The sequence below is a fragment of the Clostridioides sp. LIBA-7678 genome (assembly GCF_056716065.1).
The window spans coordinates 14,052-33,207 of the sequence record NZ_CP196990.1; the positions used below are offsets into that span (position 1 = coordinate 14,052).

Consider the following 19,156-nt stretch of genomic DNA (forward strand, 5'->3'; position numbering starts at 1 on the left):
TTACTCTCCTCCTAATTTATTAACTTTCTCATATAATTCACCAACTATCATTTCTAATTCTTCTCTTTTTTGTATTTCTTCTTGTAATGCTATAGCGACAACAGTTGTATAACCTGATGTACTATACATTAATCCATTTTCTTCACCATAATCATATAGAAAAAGTTTTCCAACCTCTGTATCTTTAAAATCATTTGCGATAAAACCTAGTTGTTCATTTGCTATGCTTTTCTTTTCTATATCAAAAGTCTTATATGTGAATGTAGCTGGTTTAAAATCATTTTTAATAAAATCTAAAAAAGGTGTTTGTATTATATTTGAACGATATTTTTTATTTGTATCATTTATATATATAATATTCTCTTTAAATTTTTTATCAGATAAACTCATTCTTGTTTTAGAATATATATTGCCCCATCCATAAATTTCATTCCCTAAATCTGTTCCAGAACGTTCTGGATAAAAACAAAACGCAGAATTTAATCTATCCCCATTTGAAAAACAGAAGGCCGCACTCCCACATTTAATATGTGTCTCATCTTTTTCAACTATAAGATGTTCCTTTCCTTCTATGTAAATTTCGGCAGCATTATATCCCACCCAAAGATAATTATTACTATCATATTTAAGTCTAATTGCTGATTCTTGGCTAGAACCATCGGACTTTCTTGCGTCTATCGCAAATCCAGACTTGCTACTTCCAAATAATCGTATTATTGGCTCGTGACCAGATGGAGTAGTTAATATATCACATGCTATAGCTCCTTGATTTACTGTTAAGCCAGACCTACTTATTACAACATAATCAGATATGTCATTAAATCCAAATTGGATTTTGTCGGGTTTAATTCCTACAATCGCATTACTTGAATCTCTAGTGACCATCATTGTTATATCATCTTTAGTTAATTTAATTTCAGCAGCATTTGTTTTAGTTACACCATCTACTCTAGCTACCTCTAGCTTGATTTCCTTTGCAGTAGTGTTTATTTGTGCAAATTCTTCTGAGATACTTCCACCCATACCTGTTATATAAATTTTGTCTACTGTGTTTTTAAGTTCATTTATTTTCAAATTATATTGGGCGGTTGCATTTATAGCTAAAATCCTGTCATTAGGTGTGATTATATTATCTGAAATAACTGAATTGATTATAGAATTTAAATTAGTACTTGCTGAATCTAAAGCTGATTTTGAAGTGTTTATCAAAACTGTATCTACCCCTGAGCTTTTATCAATAAGCTTTTGTAATTCTATATATAAATTAGCTTTATCTGTATCTAGTAACTTAAGTTCAATATCTATCTTTTCTTTTTCTTCTGTTGTTACTTCATTATCATTAAAATAGTTTGACATATTCGAACTAAACGTACCTAAATCAGTATTTAGCTTTATTATTGCATTATTTATACTTTCTCTTAATTTAATATTTTCTTGTGAACCACCAAAATTTTTAGTAACTTCTTTTACTAATATATTTACATTTTCAGCTCTTTGGTCTATAAGAGACATATTTTCTTTTATATGAGATGCATCTTCTTGTACTTCTAAAACTGTTTGATGTATACCATCAATATCTTTTTCAACAACTACAAATCTTTCATTATGTTTTTCATCAGTCTCATATAATCCCCAAATCTGCTCCTCAGTATTTTTTCTTGAATTGCCATCGAACGATATATTGAAAATGGATGAATTGACTGGAACTTCAGTATGTTTACCATTATCATTTACTACTACTAAAAATTGGCTATTTCCTTCTGGTAGTCTAATATTGGACTCTTTGAGTGTCCCTGGATTATCAGCATCCCAGTATATATATTTTTTATTTGTTTCTTTATCTACTACTTGATAAAGAGTGTTGTTATAAGTAACAATTACTCCAGTTATTCTTATCCATGAATCAGCAGGTGAGTTATCTAATATCAAGACTTCATCAACTCCTTCTTTTTAATGTATTGGTCAGGTAAATTGATTCTTTTCATTTTTTGTTGCATAAATAAATATCTTTTAGAAGATATTGTCCTCATAGCATGTTCGGCTTTAGTTAAATAATCAGCTATAACCCTCTTGTCATCTTCTTTCATTTTTTTATTACTTAAAGTTAATTCTAAAGTATCTAATATTCCATTTTTTAAATTCTGTGTAAAAGAAGTAAAGTAGACTAATTCTTCTGTATCAGATTCCTTGCTATGTAACACTATGATATCTCCTAGAGCTAAAACACCTTTCCAATGTTGTCTAAAGTTAATATCTATTATTCTATTTAAGAAATTTACAACATCTATAGTCCATTCTCGTGTTGGAATACATTTTAAACTTAGTTGCCTTTTTCCTGCTTTAATTAAATCCTCTACTTTCAGAAATGAATCATTGCTATAAGTGTCATAATATAAAAATTCATTTAATTCATCTAATAGAGTCTCATTGAATATTAAATATCCATCTTCATCTGTTGAAGTTTCTCTCTTGCAAAGAATATTTATATCTTTTATACTTTCATCTAACTTTGCTATTTCTTCTTCTAAATGTTTTATTTGAACATCTAATATGACTTTTTTATCTTCTAATTTACTTATTTCTTCTGCCAACCTAGCTGATTCCTTTTCATCTTTATGCTCTGGATTATCATAAGTTTTCTTTATATCTTTTTTAGCATTTATAGTCTCTATTACATGTAACCATTCATTACTTTTACTATCACGTTCTCTCTGTTTCTTAAGTTTCGTATCTATTAACTCTCTCCAAATTGGCTCTCTTATTTCATTCATCTCTTGATATTTTTTAATAGCCCTATTAAGTTCTTCACTCATTTCTCCATTTTCTAAGAAATAAGAATAATTCTCAATATAATCATATCCTGTTACAGTAGCTCCAATGATATCCATCTCCTCATTACCTTCAAGTTTAAGCCTAGTTACTATCTCGTCACTATTCGTAGTTCTTTCAAGTGATTTTATATAGTTGTCATGAGATAAATATAATTGGATATTATCTCCAAAATTATCTATATGATATAAATTAACCAAATTATTGTATGTATCAAAATCAGCAATAAATTCAAATTGTTCTTTTAACTCATTATTAAAATAATCAAGCCAATTAGAATTAATACTCTCCTGCCATCTTACTTTTTCTCTTTTATTTCCTTCTTCATCTGTTTCATAAGCTATCGAATCATCTACATGCCCAAGTTTCCAACCTGTCTGTTCTTTTAAATAATCATTTAAACTTATTATTCCTGCATCTTTATCTTCTGTAAATATCTGCAATCCATAATCTTCAATATTTACATCAATTTTACCTAGCTTAACTTCTTTCGATTTGGCTATAACCACTTTTAATTTATCGTCTGTTGTAACTACATTTTTAATAACAAAATATTCTTTGTTATTAACACAAATTAATCGCTCTTCTTTTATTTCTTCAAACAAAGGATTTATTACTTTAGAAAATTGGAAACGTTCTGTGATATATTTAGGAATTGTGAGTTGTATTTCATCTACCCCACCAAGCTCTCGCTTTATAGAATTTAGAAAGTTAATCGGGATTTGACCTAAAAATGATTTATTCATTTTGTGGATGGTTAATGTGTAATCAGATTTTATCTGTTTGAGATTCACATTAAAATGCATATTTTATCACCTTCTTTGCATTAAAAAAGCCCCTCAATTAAGGTGGGCTAAAATATTTTTATTCAGTTGTAATTGCGATTTCTTGTAGCATTTGATACTCTTCACATTTATTTTCTAGCAATTTAAAATCACAACAAACTTTTACATAATATTCCCTTTCATATGAAAAAAGTAGCAATTAAAGCTACTCTCTTTTACTTTTTAAATTGCTCACTATATGGTAGAGCATCACCGCTTTTTTAATTGTCCACTATTTGGTAAAACGTCACCGCTTTTTAATTTTTCCACTTATGGTAGGAACTTACCATTTTTTAATTTTAGTTAATATATTCCACTTGTATTATATAATACATTTTGTATTTTATTTAATTATTCAAAGTCCACTTCAATATCTTCAAGGTCTTTTTCATTAATGTTTAGGTCTTTCAGAATCTCGCTTTGAGATATTAATTCTCTTTCATCTATAGTTTTCATTCTTACTTCTGCCTCAATAATAAGTTTATAATCTTCTATAGTATTTATCATTTGTAACGCCTCCTTAAATATATGCCAGAGTAAAAAAATAGCCACTTATTTAAGGAGGCACAGATAAGTAGTTAATTTTTGTGTAAAGTATTTTTAATCTTCTGTATGTTTATAATAACATTATTTTACAATTGTAGTCAATATAATATTAAATTTAACATAATGGTAAATTATGGTATAATATTTTTAGAGACTACATAAAAAACTATTAGGGTGAATCTTTATTTTACATAAGCCTTCCCATGTCACATCAAGAGGGGAGGTGATATTATGAAATATCTAATTTGTTTGCTAACGATAATAACATTTCTTACAGCCATAATTATTAGTTTTACTAAATTGGTTCAGAATTTGAATAGACTCTTTAAAGAAATAGATGAGTTTAAAAAAACGTTGCAAAAAATTAAGAATCACCCGAATGGCAGTTCAGGTGATTCTTCTTCCAATTAATTTGCAGTGCTTATCTAATGAAGAGACATCCTAACGCAAATAGTTGTAGTCTCTTTTTTTTATGTCCTTATGATACAAATTCGTATCTTATATAACTATTATACCCCAATATGGTCATAATCGTCAATCTTGTCATTATCTTTATTAAATAATTTCAACCAAATTAAAGAACCACTAGATGAAAACTAGTGATTCCAGTTAATACATAGAACATCAATGAGATACTGTGGTACTTATATTATACCATATATCCCCAATTATACTTAATGTTAACTTTGAATCTTTTTAAATAAAACAGAACTATAATCGTTTATATCAGAAATATTTATTATATTATATTTAGATTTTATATTATTAAAATATTCATCAATAACATCTTTTTCTATAATATTATTAGAAGATTCATATCTACCTAATCCTTGCCTACTAATAACCCAAGGTTTTTCCTCATGTGTCATTCTCTCTAATGTTTTTCCACTATAACATCCAAAGTATTTAATCACAGCATCAACAATCTTTTCTTCCATATCATTATCTAAGGAAATTATATTGTTTTCATACTCTATTTGATTTCTTCCAAAATCTCTATATTTCTCATATACAGTTCTGTATACCGGCCCATGAACCCATGCTTCACAATCATCATCAAATAAATTATTCTTAGTAAATAATCTAGTAAATGCTTGTGAATAGTATAATAGTTTTTGTAAAGCTAGAGGTGTTATCTCTTCACATTTTGATATTATATATTCAGCAATAATACTTATCCTATCTGTTTCCAAAAATGTATTTTTTTCTTCTATTTCTAAAATAGCACCTCTACATTTTTTATAAGCAATATCTTTTATATTATTTTTATTTTCCTCTAGTATCTTTTTCATTTCATTTGTATTATCAAGTATTAATCTCAATTTATCAGAATATGGTTTTGTTGGAACATCTCCTTTTAAATATCTTGTTATAGTTCCCTCTCCCCATCCTAATAATGAGGAAAGAGGTTTTTTACCTATGTTATATTTTTCTAATAAAAGTTCAATTTCTTCTACAGTTATAATGTTATCCATTTCTCTAATTTTAGTATATAGTGATTTTAAGTTTTCATCATTAAGTTCATGAATATATACATAGTTTCCACATTCTTCACAAAATGCTTCTTTCTTCATGTATTTTATTTCTTTGCCTCTAATAGTATCAATTTCTTCTTTAATTTTAATTGTATAGTTTACATCATCTAGACAAAATTCACAAAATACTTTATTGTTACCAGTTATCATATTTTTCATGGTTTCCCCTCCAAGTTTTCCTTCTTATTTAATTTGCATAAAAAAGATATATTTTTGTGTATCTTATATGCTAAAATACTGTGAATTTTTTTTATTGAATAGGCTACATATAATATTTAATTGAATACTTTGCAGGATGAAAAGATATTATTATTGTGAAATCTTCTTTTGTCCTTTTCTTCTCTGCAATGTAAAATTTTATGTATAACTCCACTTCTTCTCTTAATCCATCTATATTTGTCAATTCATATTTTTTTCCGAAGAAGTATAATATTCTACCTTCGTGATTTTTATGTTCTTCTAATTTTGAAAAATCTTCTTTTGTTAAGCAATCTAACATTTTTATTTGTTTGTTTTTATCTAGATTATATTTCTTTAAAAAATCATTATTATCCTGTCTATTTTCACTTTGAGATATAATAAAATTTTCACTTTCTATACACGCCTTAAACTTTTTTAGAATTATTTCTATGTCTTCTAGTATCGTTGATACGGTCAATCAGACACACTCCCTTCAAAGAAATATGAAAATACAATTTTGTATCTTCTATATCTTATATTAACACTTTTTTTTGAATACTTCAATATAAAATATCAAAAAAAGTATTAATTGATACTAAAAATATTTTCATCTTAATCTTTTTTCAAAAATTATACTTTTTTGAGGATTCAATTAATCAAAATTTACTTCCATCAATTTTACTTTTTTTATTATGATTTAATATTTTCTACTATTTTTCTATATACTCTATTTTCTAAATCTCTACCAAACTTTTCTAAATCTTTCATAGTATCTTTAGTTACATTCCCTTGAACAACAAAAAATGGTGAATTAAAATTAACTGAGGATGTTGGAGATGCACTTCTTGAATGAGAATTTGAAGGAGGTGTATAATTACGCATAGCAAGTCTACTTAAATCCAGTTCACCTAGTATGTCTCTTATATTTTCTAATGTCAATTTACCCTCTTTTAACCTATCAAGCCATTCCTGCTTAGTAACAGCACCCATTGCTAACATACCATCTTCATATTTATCCATATATTCGATAATGGCATCTTGTAAGTCTTTAACTTCACCAGTAATACTTGTAAATTTACCAGAGCTGATTGCCTGATTAATTAAATCAACTAAATTCTCATCTGAGTATTTTTTCTCTAACTCTTCTTTTAATTTATCTGCTTCTTCTTGTAGTCTATCAGACTCTTTGTCATACATATCGTTTATTTGGTCGTCAAGATGGTTTTCACTTAATTCTTTAAGTTTTTTTAGTTCTTCTTCTATTTGCTTTTGTATCTCTTGAAGTTGTTTTTGACCAGATAAAGTTGTATCTCTTTTAAGTGATTCTTCTTTCTTTCTTAATTTATCAATAATATCTTGTTGTTCTTTTAGCTCATCTTGATACTTAGCTTCTTTTCGAGAGTCATTGTAAGCATCTTGTTGTTTTTTAAGAGAATCAATTTTAGCTTTAGTTTCTTTGTCTATCTCTTTAAGTCTTTCTTCAAGCTCTTTTTTATACATGTCTCTAATTTTTTCTTGTAAGCTTTGAGCTTCTTTAAGCTGGTCTTTATATGCATCTTGAATAGCTTTATTTAATGCTTCAATTTCTTTCTTAGATTCAGCAATTTCCTTATTAGCATCAGGTATTTTATTTGTTAATAAATCCAAATATCCCTCTGCTGCCTCTTCCATTCTTTTGAATTCTTCATCAGTCATATTCTTTTTAAGTTGATTTTTATGCTGAATGAAGTTAGTTATATCTCCATTATCTCTAAATGTAAATCCATAACCTTGTAATTTTTGTTGTAACTCTTTTTGTGTCTGTTTAAGATACTCTGTTGTTTCAGATAATTCTTTAGCTTTCTTGGCCATAAGTTCTTTTTTCTTTTCTAATAACTCTATTAACTCATCGCCTTCAGCATTTTTAAGTAGAACATCTATCATTTCTATTTCATTAGTTACCTGCTCTACATCTTTATACATAGAAGTCCATGTAGAATTTTTATTAAGTTTCCACATTTCTTCTTGAGCTTTTCTTAATTCCTCATTGTGTTCTTTGACTTTATTATTGTATTCTTCCCATTCTTCCTCACACTTAGGGATTTCTGTAAATACAACCTTAATATATTCTTCAAGAACTTTTTTAGTTTCTTCTAACTCTTTTTTTCTGGATTCATCTTTTTTATTTTCTTTGTCGCCAGATTTTGAATTTAATTTATCTAATTCTTTTTCTATTGAGATTAATTTTTCTTCATAGTTAGTTAGATTTCCACTGTCATCAAATTTGAAGCCCATTTTCTTTTCTTTTAATCTATTTTTTAGTCTTTGCTCTTCAGCTTTATATCCATCCTGTTGTTGTTTTATTAAATCCTTTTGTTGAGCAAATAACTTATTTTGCTCTTGTAGGTATTTAATTTTTTCTTCACCAGTAGCATGTTCCATCTTTTTATCTAACATAGTTATTTCATGATTTACTAATGCTATTGCATTTTCTAACTCTTTAAATAGTTCTATGCTATACTTTACAGATGAATCTATTGTGTCATTATTTATGGTTAACTTAGGTTTGGGTACTTTAAATGTTGATGCAGCTCTTGATACTGCTCTTGAAAATAGAGATGGCTTTGGTTCATCACTTATTGGAGCTGGTTCTGAAAGTGTTCTAGGTTGAGATGATAGATTGGCTGGAATTGGTTGTGGAGTTTCTGTAGAATTTATGGATTGTACACTTTTTCTATTACTATTTAATCCATCTAATATATTATTAGCAAATTGAGAAGCAATTCCTCCAAGAGTTCCTACAGTACGAAGATGTGCTGTTATTGTAAAACTCTTATCAGTTAATTTTTTATTCTCAGTCTGACGAATTGTAGCTAATGCAGCAGTCGCATCTGCTTTTAATTTAGTTAATTTAGGATTTAATTTTTTTTTATCAACACTATCTATGCCACACATGGCATTTTCGATAGCAGCGATAACTTCTACTTGTTTTTCTGAAGGTAATTTTTCTATTTGAGATACTAGAGAATCAATATCTCCTTCTTTCATAGATTTAATAATAGATATCATAACATCTTTGCTAATTGGCAATTCTCCTAATCTATCTATTAATCCAGCCAATCCTTCATCGCTCACTGATGCCATTATCTCTATCAATTTAGAAGGAGGAGTATTTTTTATAAAATTATCAAGTTGTTCTGCTTTTTCTTCTCCACTTGTTTCCACTAAAAGTTGAGAAAGAACTGATTCAGGTATTTTTCTTAATACATCTTCTACACTTTTTGCTCCAGTTAAAGCTTCTGCATTGTCAGCCATTATGTATGTTTGTATTTCAGGTGGTAATTGGCTATATATATCAAACAGATTAGTTGCCTCTTGTACTCCTTCTACACCATTAGCTCTTAAAAAAGTAATTACTTCTTTAGGGATTGCATTATATTTAGCTGAAAGCTCCAATGCTTGTTGATATCCTTCGATTCCTCCATGTTGTTCTAAGAAAGTAGTTATTTCTTTTGGAAATTGATTATATAAAGTATATAATCTTTCAGCATCATCAAATGAAGTTGTTGTATCAGTTTCAATAGTCGTTTTTATAATTTCTGGAACTTTCCCATATTTATCTTTAAGTTCAGACATTATTTGTTCTAAGTTGGCTTTTCCAGCATCATCACTTAACTCTATCTCTGGTGTTATAGTAAATGTACCTTTTCCAAATTTATTATCTATCTCATTTTGTAATTTTTTAATATCAGGGTTACCAGTTTGTAACTCCATTAAAACATCCATTGTCATTTCTAAAACATCTGTAGGGTTGGCACCACTATTTAGCAATGTTTGAATCATATCTTTAACTTGTTGTGGGACTTCTTTAGTATTTTTTATGTCAGTTAATACATTAGCATCAACCTCTATATCTCCTGTAATAGTTGTATTATCTAAAAGAGACTGTATACTATCAAATTGATTTTGAAGTTGCATTGCAAATTTATCACCATTTAAAATATCTGCTTTTGTCTTGCCAAATTTTGCTAGAAGGGCATTAGCACTAGTAAGGTCTTTTAATCCTTGAGGGTCTAACTGCCTAAATAAATTAAATAGCATATCAGAATCGGCACCTGTTATTTCACTTATCTCATTAGATAAATTTCTTATTGTTTCATTATATTTATCTGCATCTTTTGTCTTTGTAAATTCTGCATTAGCATCGTTTAATCTCTTTGCTAAATCTTCAACATCTACTTTTCCAGTTTTTATTGATAATAATAAATTGTTTACTGCCATTTCAGCATCCACTAAATTATCAGGAGAAATTTCACTGAAATCAAATAATCCTTCTAGACTAGAAAATCCTGCTTTATCTTTGTCTGATAGACCTTTATAAATACCTTTAGTTTTCAGTTTCGCAAAAATACCTTCTCCAACTTCCGCTGAATAACTTTGTATTTTTGCTACTTGTTGCTCATACATATCACTATATTGATATAATATTTTTTCTTCTTCATTTTTAGATGCGACCCATTCTTTTCTAGCTTCTTCTCTTTCTTTTCCTGTGGAGGTTCTAAATTTTTGCAAAGCCTTTTCTTGTCTTTTATGATTGTCTTCTACAGCTTTAGTATATTCTTTTTGTATTTCATCTAATCTACTAACTTCTGTCTTTGCATCTTCTTCATCTTTTTTTCTCTGCTCTGGTGTCTTAGCTTCACTAAAAGAATTACCTTGATTTAATTTCTTAGCTGCATACTTAGCAGTCTCTTCTTTATCATAAGCTAATAATCTCTCTTTAGCATCAATTGCTCGATTTATCTCTGATATTAAATCACTAACTTGACCTTTTAATATAGGTATTCCATTTTCATCTTTACCAATGACTGCATCTGGTTTTATTTGAGCAATTTGTTGTTTAAGTTCATTTAGTCTATTATTATCTTCTTTAGATTTATTTTCTTTTTTATATAGATTATCATATTCTTCTGCTAAAGATTTTAATTGTGCTTTTTGACTTTCATATGCATTTATTTGTTGTTCAGTTGTTTGTATACTTTTTTTCCTTGCTTTATATGCATTTTCTTCTGCCTTTGCTTGTTTTACAACTGCTGAAGTCAATGCTCCGATTCCAGCAAATGCAAGAGTTAAAACCATAGAGTTTCCTATAGTGGACGCCATACTTTTACCAAAATTCACAATTCCACTAGTGGAAAATGCTTTACCTAAATTTTTAAATCCATCACCTATTGTCTCTTTTCTACTTTTAGAAACGACTTTTAGTTTTTGATTATATTTCTCATAGGACTTTGTTCTGTCTTCATTTATTTTTATTTCTTTAGCTGTAGCCTTTTTTAAACTGTTGGTTGTTGATGTATACTTTCCTACAATACCATTTTGGCTATTTATGGTTCTATTGACAATAGCATTTGATTTAGCATTATTATTTGAAGCGTTAGTATTTTTATTTATTGCACTTGTATATTGATTAGTAAATTTTGTTGCCTTTTCAAAATCCTTAAATTTAACAGATTTTCTATTGTTTTGAAACGCACTAAATATATTTCCTCCTAGATTTGTAATTGGTTTACCATTGCCTAATGCTTTAATCGTCATAAATAAAGATGACAAAGTACCTATAGCTAATGGAAGAGATAAGTGCATTTTATCTGCTGCTTTAGTTATACCATTTAAAACACCAGTAATTCCAGATAATCCATCTAAACTACTCTTAAACATATCAGTTGATATAGTATCTGTAACTAATTGTTTTAGACTTTCTTTTAACTTTATAATCTTTCCTTCTGCTGAATTTATGAATCTTTCATTTTCGGCAGAAGCAGAACCTAAAACATCACCATCGAGCCATGAACTTTGAAATTTTTTTCGATTGTTATTAACCAGTAGTTTTTTATCTACTGCTCTGGAGGTTTCCCTCATTTTCATCGACTTGTCATTTCAAGTCCAGTCTAGCATATCTTTTGTACTCATAACAAAGACCATAAAGTCACAGAGCCTCTTGGAGATATTATATTCTATTTCTAGTTTCAATCTCTATGCGTTGCGGATGGAAAGCCTTTTAAAACTTACCTTCACCTCTGATTAGCGTATTTATTAAAATAAACTTAGCTTTCCAGATTTTCTCTCTGTTAATACTCTTAATTCTTCTATGGTAGTTGAATTAAGACGGCAATTTATTTTACCTGATTCCAATTGTCCATGATAGCCATGAAAGTATTGATGTGGTTTTTGCCTGAACAAAATCTTCAGTTAAGTTCGCTATGCTTAACCCGTTCTCTTATGAACTACTATATGTTTCCATATAGATGAGACTATATCTTCATCCTTTAAGGATGCTCCCCATTTCCATATCCAATAGCTTGATATGTACGGTTTATAACCTAGTCGTTGAACCTTACTCTGTCTGAGTCTTGGTTGCTGATTGTCCCTATCTTTTAGATTGTTACACTTGGTACTAAAAGTCTAACAGGAGTTTCCAGCAGTTAAAGGAGTTTTTAACTATATATTACTATATAGTGCGACTAAAATTAATCGCTTCGGCAATACCACTTTTTTGATTTTTAGTTAAGGCATCTTCTCCAACACTATGCCACTTTTCTGCCAATTCATCTAAAATTGACATCATATCTCTTACTTGACCAGTTTGTTTATCTAATACATTTATTTTAGCTGTTTCTTGTAATGTTTTAGCAGTTTTGTTAAGACTGATTTTTCCTGAATCTGCTGAAGCTTTGATACCACTCATGTTTATACCAATTGTTTTGAGTGCTGTACCTACTTTCTCAGCATTTTGTACAGATTCATTTCCTCCAATTATCAAGGCAACAGAGTCTTCCATTGAAACACCTGCTGATGATAACATACTTGCACTTCTTTGTAATGCAGCTCCTACCGATACCTTCAATTAGGTTCGTTAATCCTAATCAGTTCTCTTATGAACTTCTTTATATCTCTATAAAGACGAGACTATATCTTCATCCTTTAAGGATGCTCCCCATTTCGATTCACTTGAATCTACATAATAGTCGTTGAACCTTCTCCCATACGGAGCTTGGATGCTGATTGTCCAATCCAACTAATTTTTAAACATTCACATTTATCGTTTCCAATTATGTTGTAGTTTAGTTAGCTCTAAGGAGTTCCCAGCAGTTAAAGGAGTTTTTAACTATATATTACTATATAGTGCGACTAAAATTAATCGCCAGTTGTTATTGCAAAATTATTCTTTTATACCCTCGATTTCTCGATATTTAAAAGGGAATAGACTATACCATCACCCATTTAGGATGCTCATTGGTAGTCGTTGAGAGCTTACCATATTCTTTTTTGAACTTAGGTCTATCTCTGCTGATTGTCCAATCCTTAATATTTTCAGATAATGTATAAGTTTCCAAATACACTTACTAATTAAGGTTCTAAGGAGTTTCCAGCATATTCTGAGTTCAATTATATATTTCTATATAAAGGGGCTATTTTATTAACCTGCATAGTTCGATAAATCAAGAAACTTTGTGAGATTATCATAATCTTTACTCATTCCTTTGATTTGAACTCTAGTATCTTTAATTGGTTTTAATGCTTTTGTCATTCCACCATAAGCGGACATGACACTAGTTAAATACTTATCGGCAGTTTCTTGGTCTAAATCACCAACATTTGCAAAAACTGCTGATTGTTTAGCTATTTTCAAACTGTCTGATACAGATTTTACACCAGTCTGTAGAGCTTTAGATGCTCCTTGAATTATATCTTCTGATGCTCTAGCAGTATCTTTCCCTATTGAAATTGCTTCATTTTTTACATTCTTTAATTGCTCACTTGTCCCTTCAAAATTATCAGGGGCGACTTTCATCATATCTCTTAAAGCACTATCTAATTCAATAATCGTTGTTTTAATGTTTCTTACACCATTTGTAATAGACATACCTATCATATTACCTAGAGTGTAAGTTCTCATCGAGCCATATAAATCACTAAAGAAACCACTTGTTGTTTTTACACTAGTTCCTAATCCTGTGAAATTAGATTTCATATTATTTACTCTATTTTTTATTGCATCTAATTCCTTTACTTTTTGACCTAGAGACATCCCATTTAATTGCATTAATTCTTTTTCAAGTTTATCAATTCCAGCAGTTGATTGCCCCAATTCTAAACATTTTTGTCTAAGCCTATTCAAATCTGAAATTACTTTAGAAAGATTCATATTAAATTTAACATCTAGCTTAGTATTTTTAATAGCACCTTCTACTTCTTTAACCTTGTTTTTCATTGATTCTAAACCAGTAATTGCAGCGGTCATTCCACTACTATTCATATTTCTAAAATCTAAACTTTGTATTTTTTTTAAATCATTTAACATGGCATTTAGCTGAGAAGAATTAGCATACTTAGAATTTGATAGCTTGGCTATTCTTGATTCTAATTGAGCTGCGTCTTTTTGAAGTGTTTTAAATTGAGCCGACATACTATTATTTATATTCGGAAGTTTAAATTTAGAAATTCCATTTTGAACAGCTTGTACATCAGATAGTAATTTTGACATACTCTCGAATTTCAATCCCTTTAATTCTGTATTAGATAATCTAGTTAATTTTGAGGACAACTTGTCTAATTCATCTAATTGAGCATTATTTAAAAACTTATTCTGTCTAAGTTTACTAATCTGATTTTGCATTTTTTCTATATCAGCTTGAGCTTTTTGAAAAGTTGTTGCTAAAGACCTCTGCATATTATCAAATGCACTATCGTTAACTTGAGTTTTCCCTTTTAGATTATCTAATGCAGAACCTAGATTAGAGATTTGATTAATAGTTCTGGTTAATTGCCCATTTAATTCTGTATATGACTGGACATTCGTAGTCTTAGACATTTGTTTTTCAATTGTATTTTTCTTATTAATTAATTTCTGATAATCGGATAGTAAACTATTTACTCCTAAGCTAGAACCTTTACTGGATTTACCTCCAAATAAGTTGTTTTGAGTCTTTGCACTTAAAGCATTGATTTTAGTTAAAACACTTTCTAATTGTTTCAAATTATTTAGAGAAGATGTGTTCATTTCTACATTTAATTTTATATTATTTTCTTTTGCAGATGTCTTCAATGATGCTAATTGTTGCTTAGCCTTTTTATCATCAAGCTCAATACTGGTCTTAATTTTAAACTCTTCTGCCATTTAACCAACTCCTTTTTTAACACATAAAAAAAGACAGTTAATATACTGTCTTAATATTTTTATTTAATTTTCTCCAATAATACTTTTTTCTTTTCATTAAATTCTTCTTCTGTTAATATTTCTTGCTCTTTCAAACTCTGTAATTCTTTTAATGCCTTTGAAATTTTAGATATATCCTCATCATCATCTTTTTTTATATTATTATTGCTTTCTATTTTAGCATTTTTAAATTTAGTTGCTTCATTCTCTACAACTAATTTAAATCTTTCCATTTCTTTTATTTTTTCTTGAATGTCTGCATTATTTATATTTTTATATTCTGGAATATAAAATACTTCATAAGTATTAAGTTCAAATATCAAAGTTAAATATATTTTTTCTACAAAAGTATATTTATCATATGTAGGAACTATAGATATTATTCTCATCTGATTTTTTTCACTAACTTGCATGTTGAATTTAATGCTTACTAAATCTTCTATATTTTTTTTAACAGCTGTCTTAAATCCAGCATGAATAATAGATATTTTACCATTATTACTCAATATCACACTGTCACTATTTGAGTTACCAAAAGCTTGACATTTAGACATTGAAATATTTTTTTGTATCGCCTGTTCTACTTTTGTCTTTTCTCTATTTCTTTCTGCTATTCTTTCTAGCCTTTCTCTTTTCTCTCTAGCATTATCCATTGCATTTTTTATAAGTCCACAAATAATAAATATAGTTACACCTAGCCCTATAAAAATTAAACGACCTGTATCTCCTTCCATAATATATCTCCCCCTTTTATACTCTGATACTTCAATTATATCAAGTCTAAAGGAAAATTTATACTACAAAAGGAAATAGAAGTAAAACTCCTATTTCCATAAAATCATTTACTCAAATATTTATCTATATCTTCTTTACTAGCCTCTTCTATGTAATCTATCATACATATTGGAATATCCCTACTCCTAGAAACATCTCCAATTTCTTCTACTCTTATCTTCTCATTTCTTACACCTTTTAATATTCCAATAAATCCATAATACTCATGGTCGTATATAGCATATGTTTTACCTATCTCGACCATAACTCCTTTTATATAATCATTATTTATCATGAATCTTTTAAGCACTTTATTATTCTCTCTCAATATCTTATTTACAAAATATATCTGACCTTTACCAGTTACAATAGGTGTCTGTCTAATTACAACATTCCCATCTTTATCTATACCAGTACTTTCAGAAATCTCTAATACCTTCAAATCCATTGACTTCTGAGTTGGAGAATTATGGTCAGCTCTTTTCTTTTTAATTAAATATTCGTTATTTCTCATCCACTCAAATAATCTATTCTGTCCTATGTCTACTCCATTTTGATTCAATATCTTAGACAATTGAGCAATTAGGATTGAGCTTGATGAACACTCTATTGCATTAGCTAATTCAATTTTTGGTTTATTCTTCTCTTGCTCTATTCTTAATTTCTCTTTAGTAGCTCTTTCTCTTTTAAGTTCTGTAAGTAATTGTATAGTCCAGTCTGGGTCATTGATTGCCTTCTCTAGTGCTTCATTGGTCATATAAGCTCCATGTTTTCTTATTGATGGAAGAACTTCATCAAATACCCAGCGTTCAAATTTTTCAGCACTTGGTAATTCGCTATTTGTAATTAATCTATACACATCACCTTCTGGTATTATATTCACTTCCAAAGTTTTAGTTTTACTTTGTGGGTGAGGTATTCCCTGTTTTAGGGTATACCTACAATGTCTTTCAATTGCATTATTTGGCTTTGCATATCCAAGAGCTTTTGCTATATCTGTTGCAACAAAATACAGTTTACCATCAATTTCAACTGTTCTTATTTCTCCAAACAATTCATTGTTGAAGCTTATTACTCTTTTTTCATCTTCTCTATTAATTATTTCCATAATTAATACCTCCTCATATATTGTTTTTTCTATAAGGAATGGTATATAATATCATTAGTATAGAATCATATACCATAAAGGGGCTATTCAAACTTTGCAGGGGAGAATAGCCCCTTTTCCTATCCTTATTTTTATAACATTTAGTATTGTTAAAATACTCTAAGTTATATTTGTATTATATTACCAACATTATGTTATGTCAAGTATATATTTTATAACTTATTGTGTTATAATAGATATAGGAGGTGTTAAAACATGATTGGAGAAAAATTAAAACAACTTAGAATTAAGAATAACTTAAAACAATCTGATTTAGCAAAGATATTAGATGTAACACAAGGAGCTATAGGTATGTATGAAAATAATAAAAGAAATCCTTCTCCAGAACTAATACTTAAACTAGCTGAATACTTTAATGTCACTACAGATTATCTTCTAGGTCATACTAAAACTAGTTATTCAGTTAATGCAAATATACCTGAAGTTCCATCAATCATATGTGAAGATAATTCTAATTATGATATAATTGAGAAACCTAAAAATAATAAAGAAGAGTTTACAGACAACTTAGATATATTTCTTGATTCACTTGATATTGATGAGGAAGTAAAATATATGGCTAAACTTTATGTAAAATTAGATAAAGAAGACAAGAAAGCTATAAAAAGAATGATGGAAAACGCCTATAACCAACTAAAAGAGGAGGATTAATATATACCTCTTTTTTTGTACCACACTAGTCCAATATTGAAATTTCAACATGTGTCCATCATGGACACACTTTTATTTTATGGAATTTATTTTTTTACTTTAAGAGTCGGTATTTCACCTACCCCTTTATAATCTTACCATATTCCCATTTTAGGAATGTGTTATCATTTCTAATGTTTCCCTATAGTTTTCAAAATAGAATAATATATAGTGAAATAACATTATAATTTCAATACATGTACATAATAAACACATTTTTATTTTCCACAATGGAAAATTATTGTGCTAAGATGTGTTGTCAATTTGGTACTCCCTCAATCACATCACACCTAAAGTAGTGACCACTCACTCTTATGGTGACTAAACACCAAGTAAAATGTTCCTGAGAGGAACATTTGTTGAAATTACAACACTTTCAGTATAAAAAAACAACCTTCTGTGTTCGATTCTAAGCAATTAAGGTATAAAAACCACAAGTAATCATTTTCAGAAGGCCTTAGAAAATCCTACACGAGGTCAATTTCTCCAATAAAAAAAGATACCTTCTCACAGAAAGTATCTTTTAAAATTTCATTATTAATAAATTTAAGGCACCTATCAATCTAAACCATGCATAAATATTAACTTTTTTCTTTTTGTTTCTCTGATAATGCCTTAATCTTTGCAAATTCACTATTTGATTTTATTATATTTTCTAAAGCTCTATAATTTGATAGAAAGTCATCTGTCTTAGTATTATTACTATCAGAATAATCTACGTAACTTCCACTTGGTTCAGTTGCAAAACTATAAAAATTTGTATATGAATTATAAAACTTATCTATTGTTTCTAACATAGTTTTTAAATCATCGCTACCTTCAGGAATATTCTTTAATGTACTATATATTTTTAAAAGCTCATCATCATATGTTTTAGCTTGTGCTATTTCACCACTTTTATCTGCCATTGCTGAAAAAATAGCAGCATCAATGTCAGAACCATGTTTATCATCATAAATATTTTCTTTCCAATATGTCTGAATAGTATCAGAAATATCTTCTAAATTAGCTCCCGCTACATAACTTTTCTCTTGAAAATCTATAATAGCCATCATATATTTTCCTCTTGCCTCTTGTTGTTTTTTCTCTTTAATACTATTATTAGCAAAAATTCCGACTACGACTACCAATATTATACCAACAAAAATATAAATATATTTTTTATTTATGGGTGCTTTTTTACCTTTTACTTCTTTTTCATCCACACCTTTACCACACTTAGAACAAAAGAGTTGTTCTTCTAATAACTTTTCTCCACATGATGTACAAAATTTAGTACTATCATTTTCCTGTGATACTTTGTTTTCATCTTCACTCATATAAAATACCCCCTATAATATCTGTTATAAGCTTACAGTAGCTCTACTGTCCCTCAAAGCTTATTCTACTAACACTATAATTATAGCAGGAA

At 28.7% G+C, this 19,156-nt stretch carries 12 protein-coding genes; 1 reads left to right on the top strand and 11 read right to left on the bottom strand.

Translation table 11 applies throughout. From position 1 onward, the window contains the following. The 10 genes from ACTG46_RS21240 to ACTG46_RS21285 form a co-directional block, all read right to left on the bottom strand. On the bottom strand, positions 1-1,929 hold the full coding sequence (locus ACTG46_RS21240; RefSeq protein ID WP_479924319.1) for a tail fiber domain-containing protein: 1,929 nt from the start codon (positions 1,927-1,929) through the stop codon (positions 1-3). After that, on the bottom strand, positions 1,926-3,635 hold the full coding sequence (locus tag ACTG46_RS21245; protein WP_479924320.1) for a hypothetical protein: 1,710 nt from the start codon (positions 3,633-3,635) through the stop codon (positions 1,926-1,928). Before ACTG46_RS21245 ends, ACTG46_RS21240 begins: the two co-directional genes overlap by 4 nt. Positions 3,636-4,004: 369 nt before the next feature. Continuing rightward, positions 4,005-4,160 (bottom strand): hypothetical protein, encoded by a 156-nt coding sequence (locus tag ACTG46_RS21250; RefSeq protein WP_235701988.1) that lies wholly within the window; start codon positions 4,158-4,160, stop codon positions 4,005-4,007. 719 nt (positions 4,161-4,879) lie between these two features. Beyond that, entirely contained in the window at positions 4,880-5,893 is a 1,014-nt protein-coding gene (locus ACTG46_RS21255; RefSeq protein WP_479924321.1) for a type II toxin-antitoxin system antitoxin SocA domain-containing protein, read from the bottom strand. A 103-nt stretch (positions 5,894-5,996) separates the two neighbouring features. Beyond that, positions 5,997-6,392: a hypothetical protein gene (locus tag ACTG46_RS21260; protein ID WP_479924322.1), complete on the bottom strand. Its 396-nt coding sequence runs from the start codon at positions 6,390-6,392 to the stop codon at positions 5,997-5,999. 212 nt (positions 6,393-6,604) lie between these two features. After that, the gene (locus ACTG46_RS21265) at positions 6,605-11,821 is read right to left on the bottom strand and encodes a hypothetical protein (protein ID WP_479924323.1); all 5,217 of its coding nucleotides are present in this window, start codon (positions 11,819-11,821) and stop codon (positions 6,605-6,607) included. Between the two features lie 583 nt (positions 11,822-12,404). Continuing rightward, a complete protein-coding gene (locus ACTG46_RS21270; protein WP_479924324.1) occupies positions 12,405-12,800 on the bottom strand; it encodes a phage tail tape measure protein in 396 nt (131 codons plus the stop codon). A 573-nt stretch (positions 12,801-13,373) separates the two neighbouring features. Continuing rightward, complete coding sequence (locus ACTG46_RS21275; protein WP_479924325.1) at positions 13,374-15,074, bottom strand: phage tail tape measure protein; 1,701 nt, start codon at positions 15,072-15,074, stop codon at positions 13,374-13,376. 59 nt (positions 15,075-15,133) lie between these two features. Further along, complete coding sequence (locus tag ACTG46_RS21280) at positions 15,134-15,847, bottom strand: SHOCT domain-containing protein (protein WP_479924326.1); 714 nt, start codon at positions 15,845-15,847, stop codon at positions 15,134-15,136. A gap of 104 nt (positions 15,848-15,951) precedes the next feature. Continuing rightward, positions 15,952-16,995 (bottom strand): phage antirepressor, encoded by a 1,044-nt coding sequence (locus ACTG46_RS21285; RefSeq protein WP_479924327.1) that lies wholly within the window; start codon positions 16,993-16,995, stop codon positions 15,952-15,954. 255 nt (positions 16,996-17,250) lie between these two features. Between ACTG46_RS21285 and ACTG46_RS21290 the strand changes: the two genes are divergently transcribed. After that, a complete protein-coding gene (locus ACTG46_RS21290; RefSeq protein ID WP_479924328.1) occupies positions 17,251-17,706 on the top strand; it encodes a helix-turn-helix domain-containing protein in 456 nt (151 codons plus the stop codon). A gap of 620 nt (positions 17,707-18,326) precedes the next feature. Here ACTG46_RS21290 and ACTG46_RS21295 read toward each other — a convergent pair. Next, on the bottom strand, positions 18,327-19,064 hold the full coding sequence (locus ACTG46_RS21295; RefSeq protein WP_479924329.1) for a zinc ribbon domain-containing protein: 738 nt from the start codon (positions 19,062-19,064) through the stop codon (positions 18,327-18,329). Between the last annotated feature and the right edge of the window lie 92 nt (positions 19,065-19,156).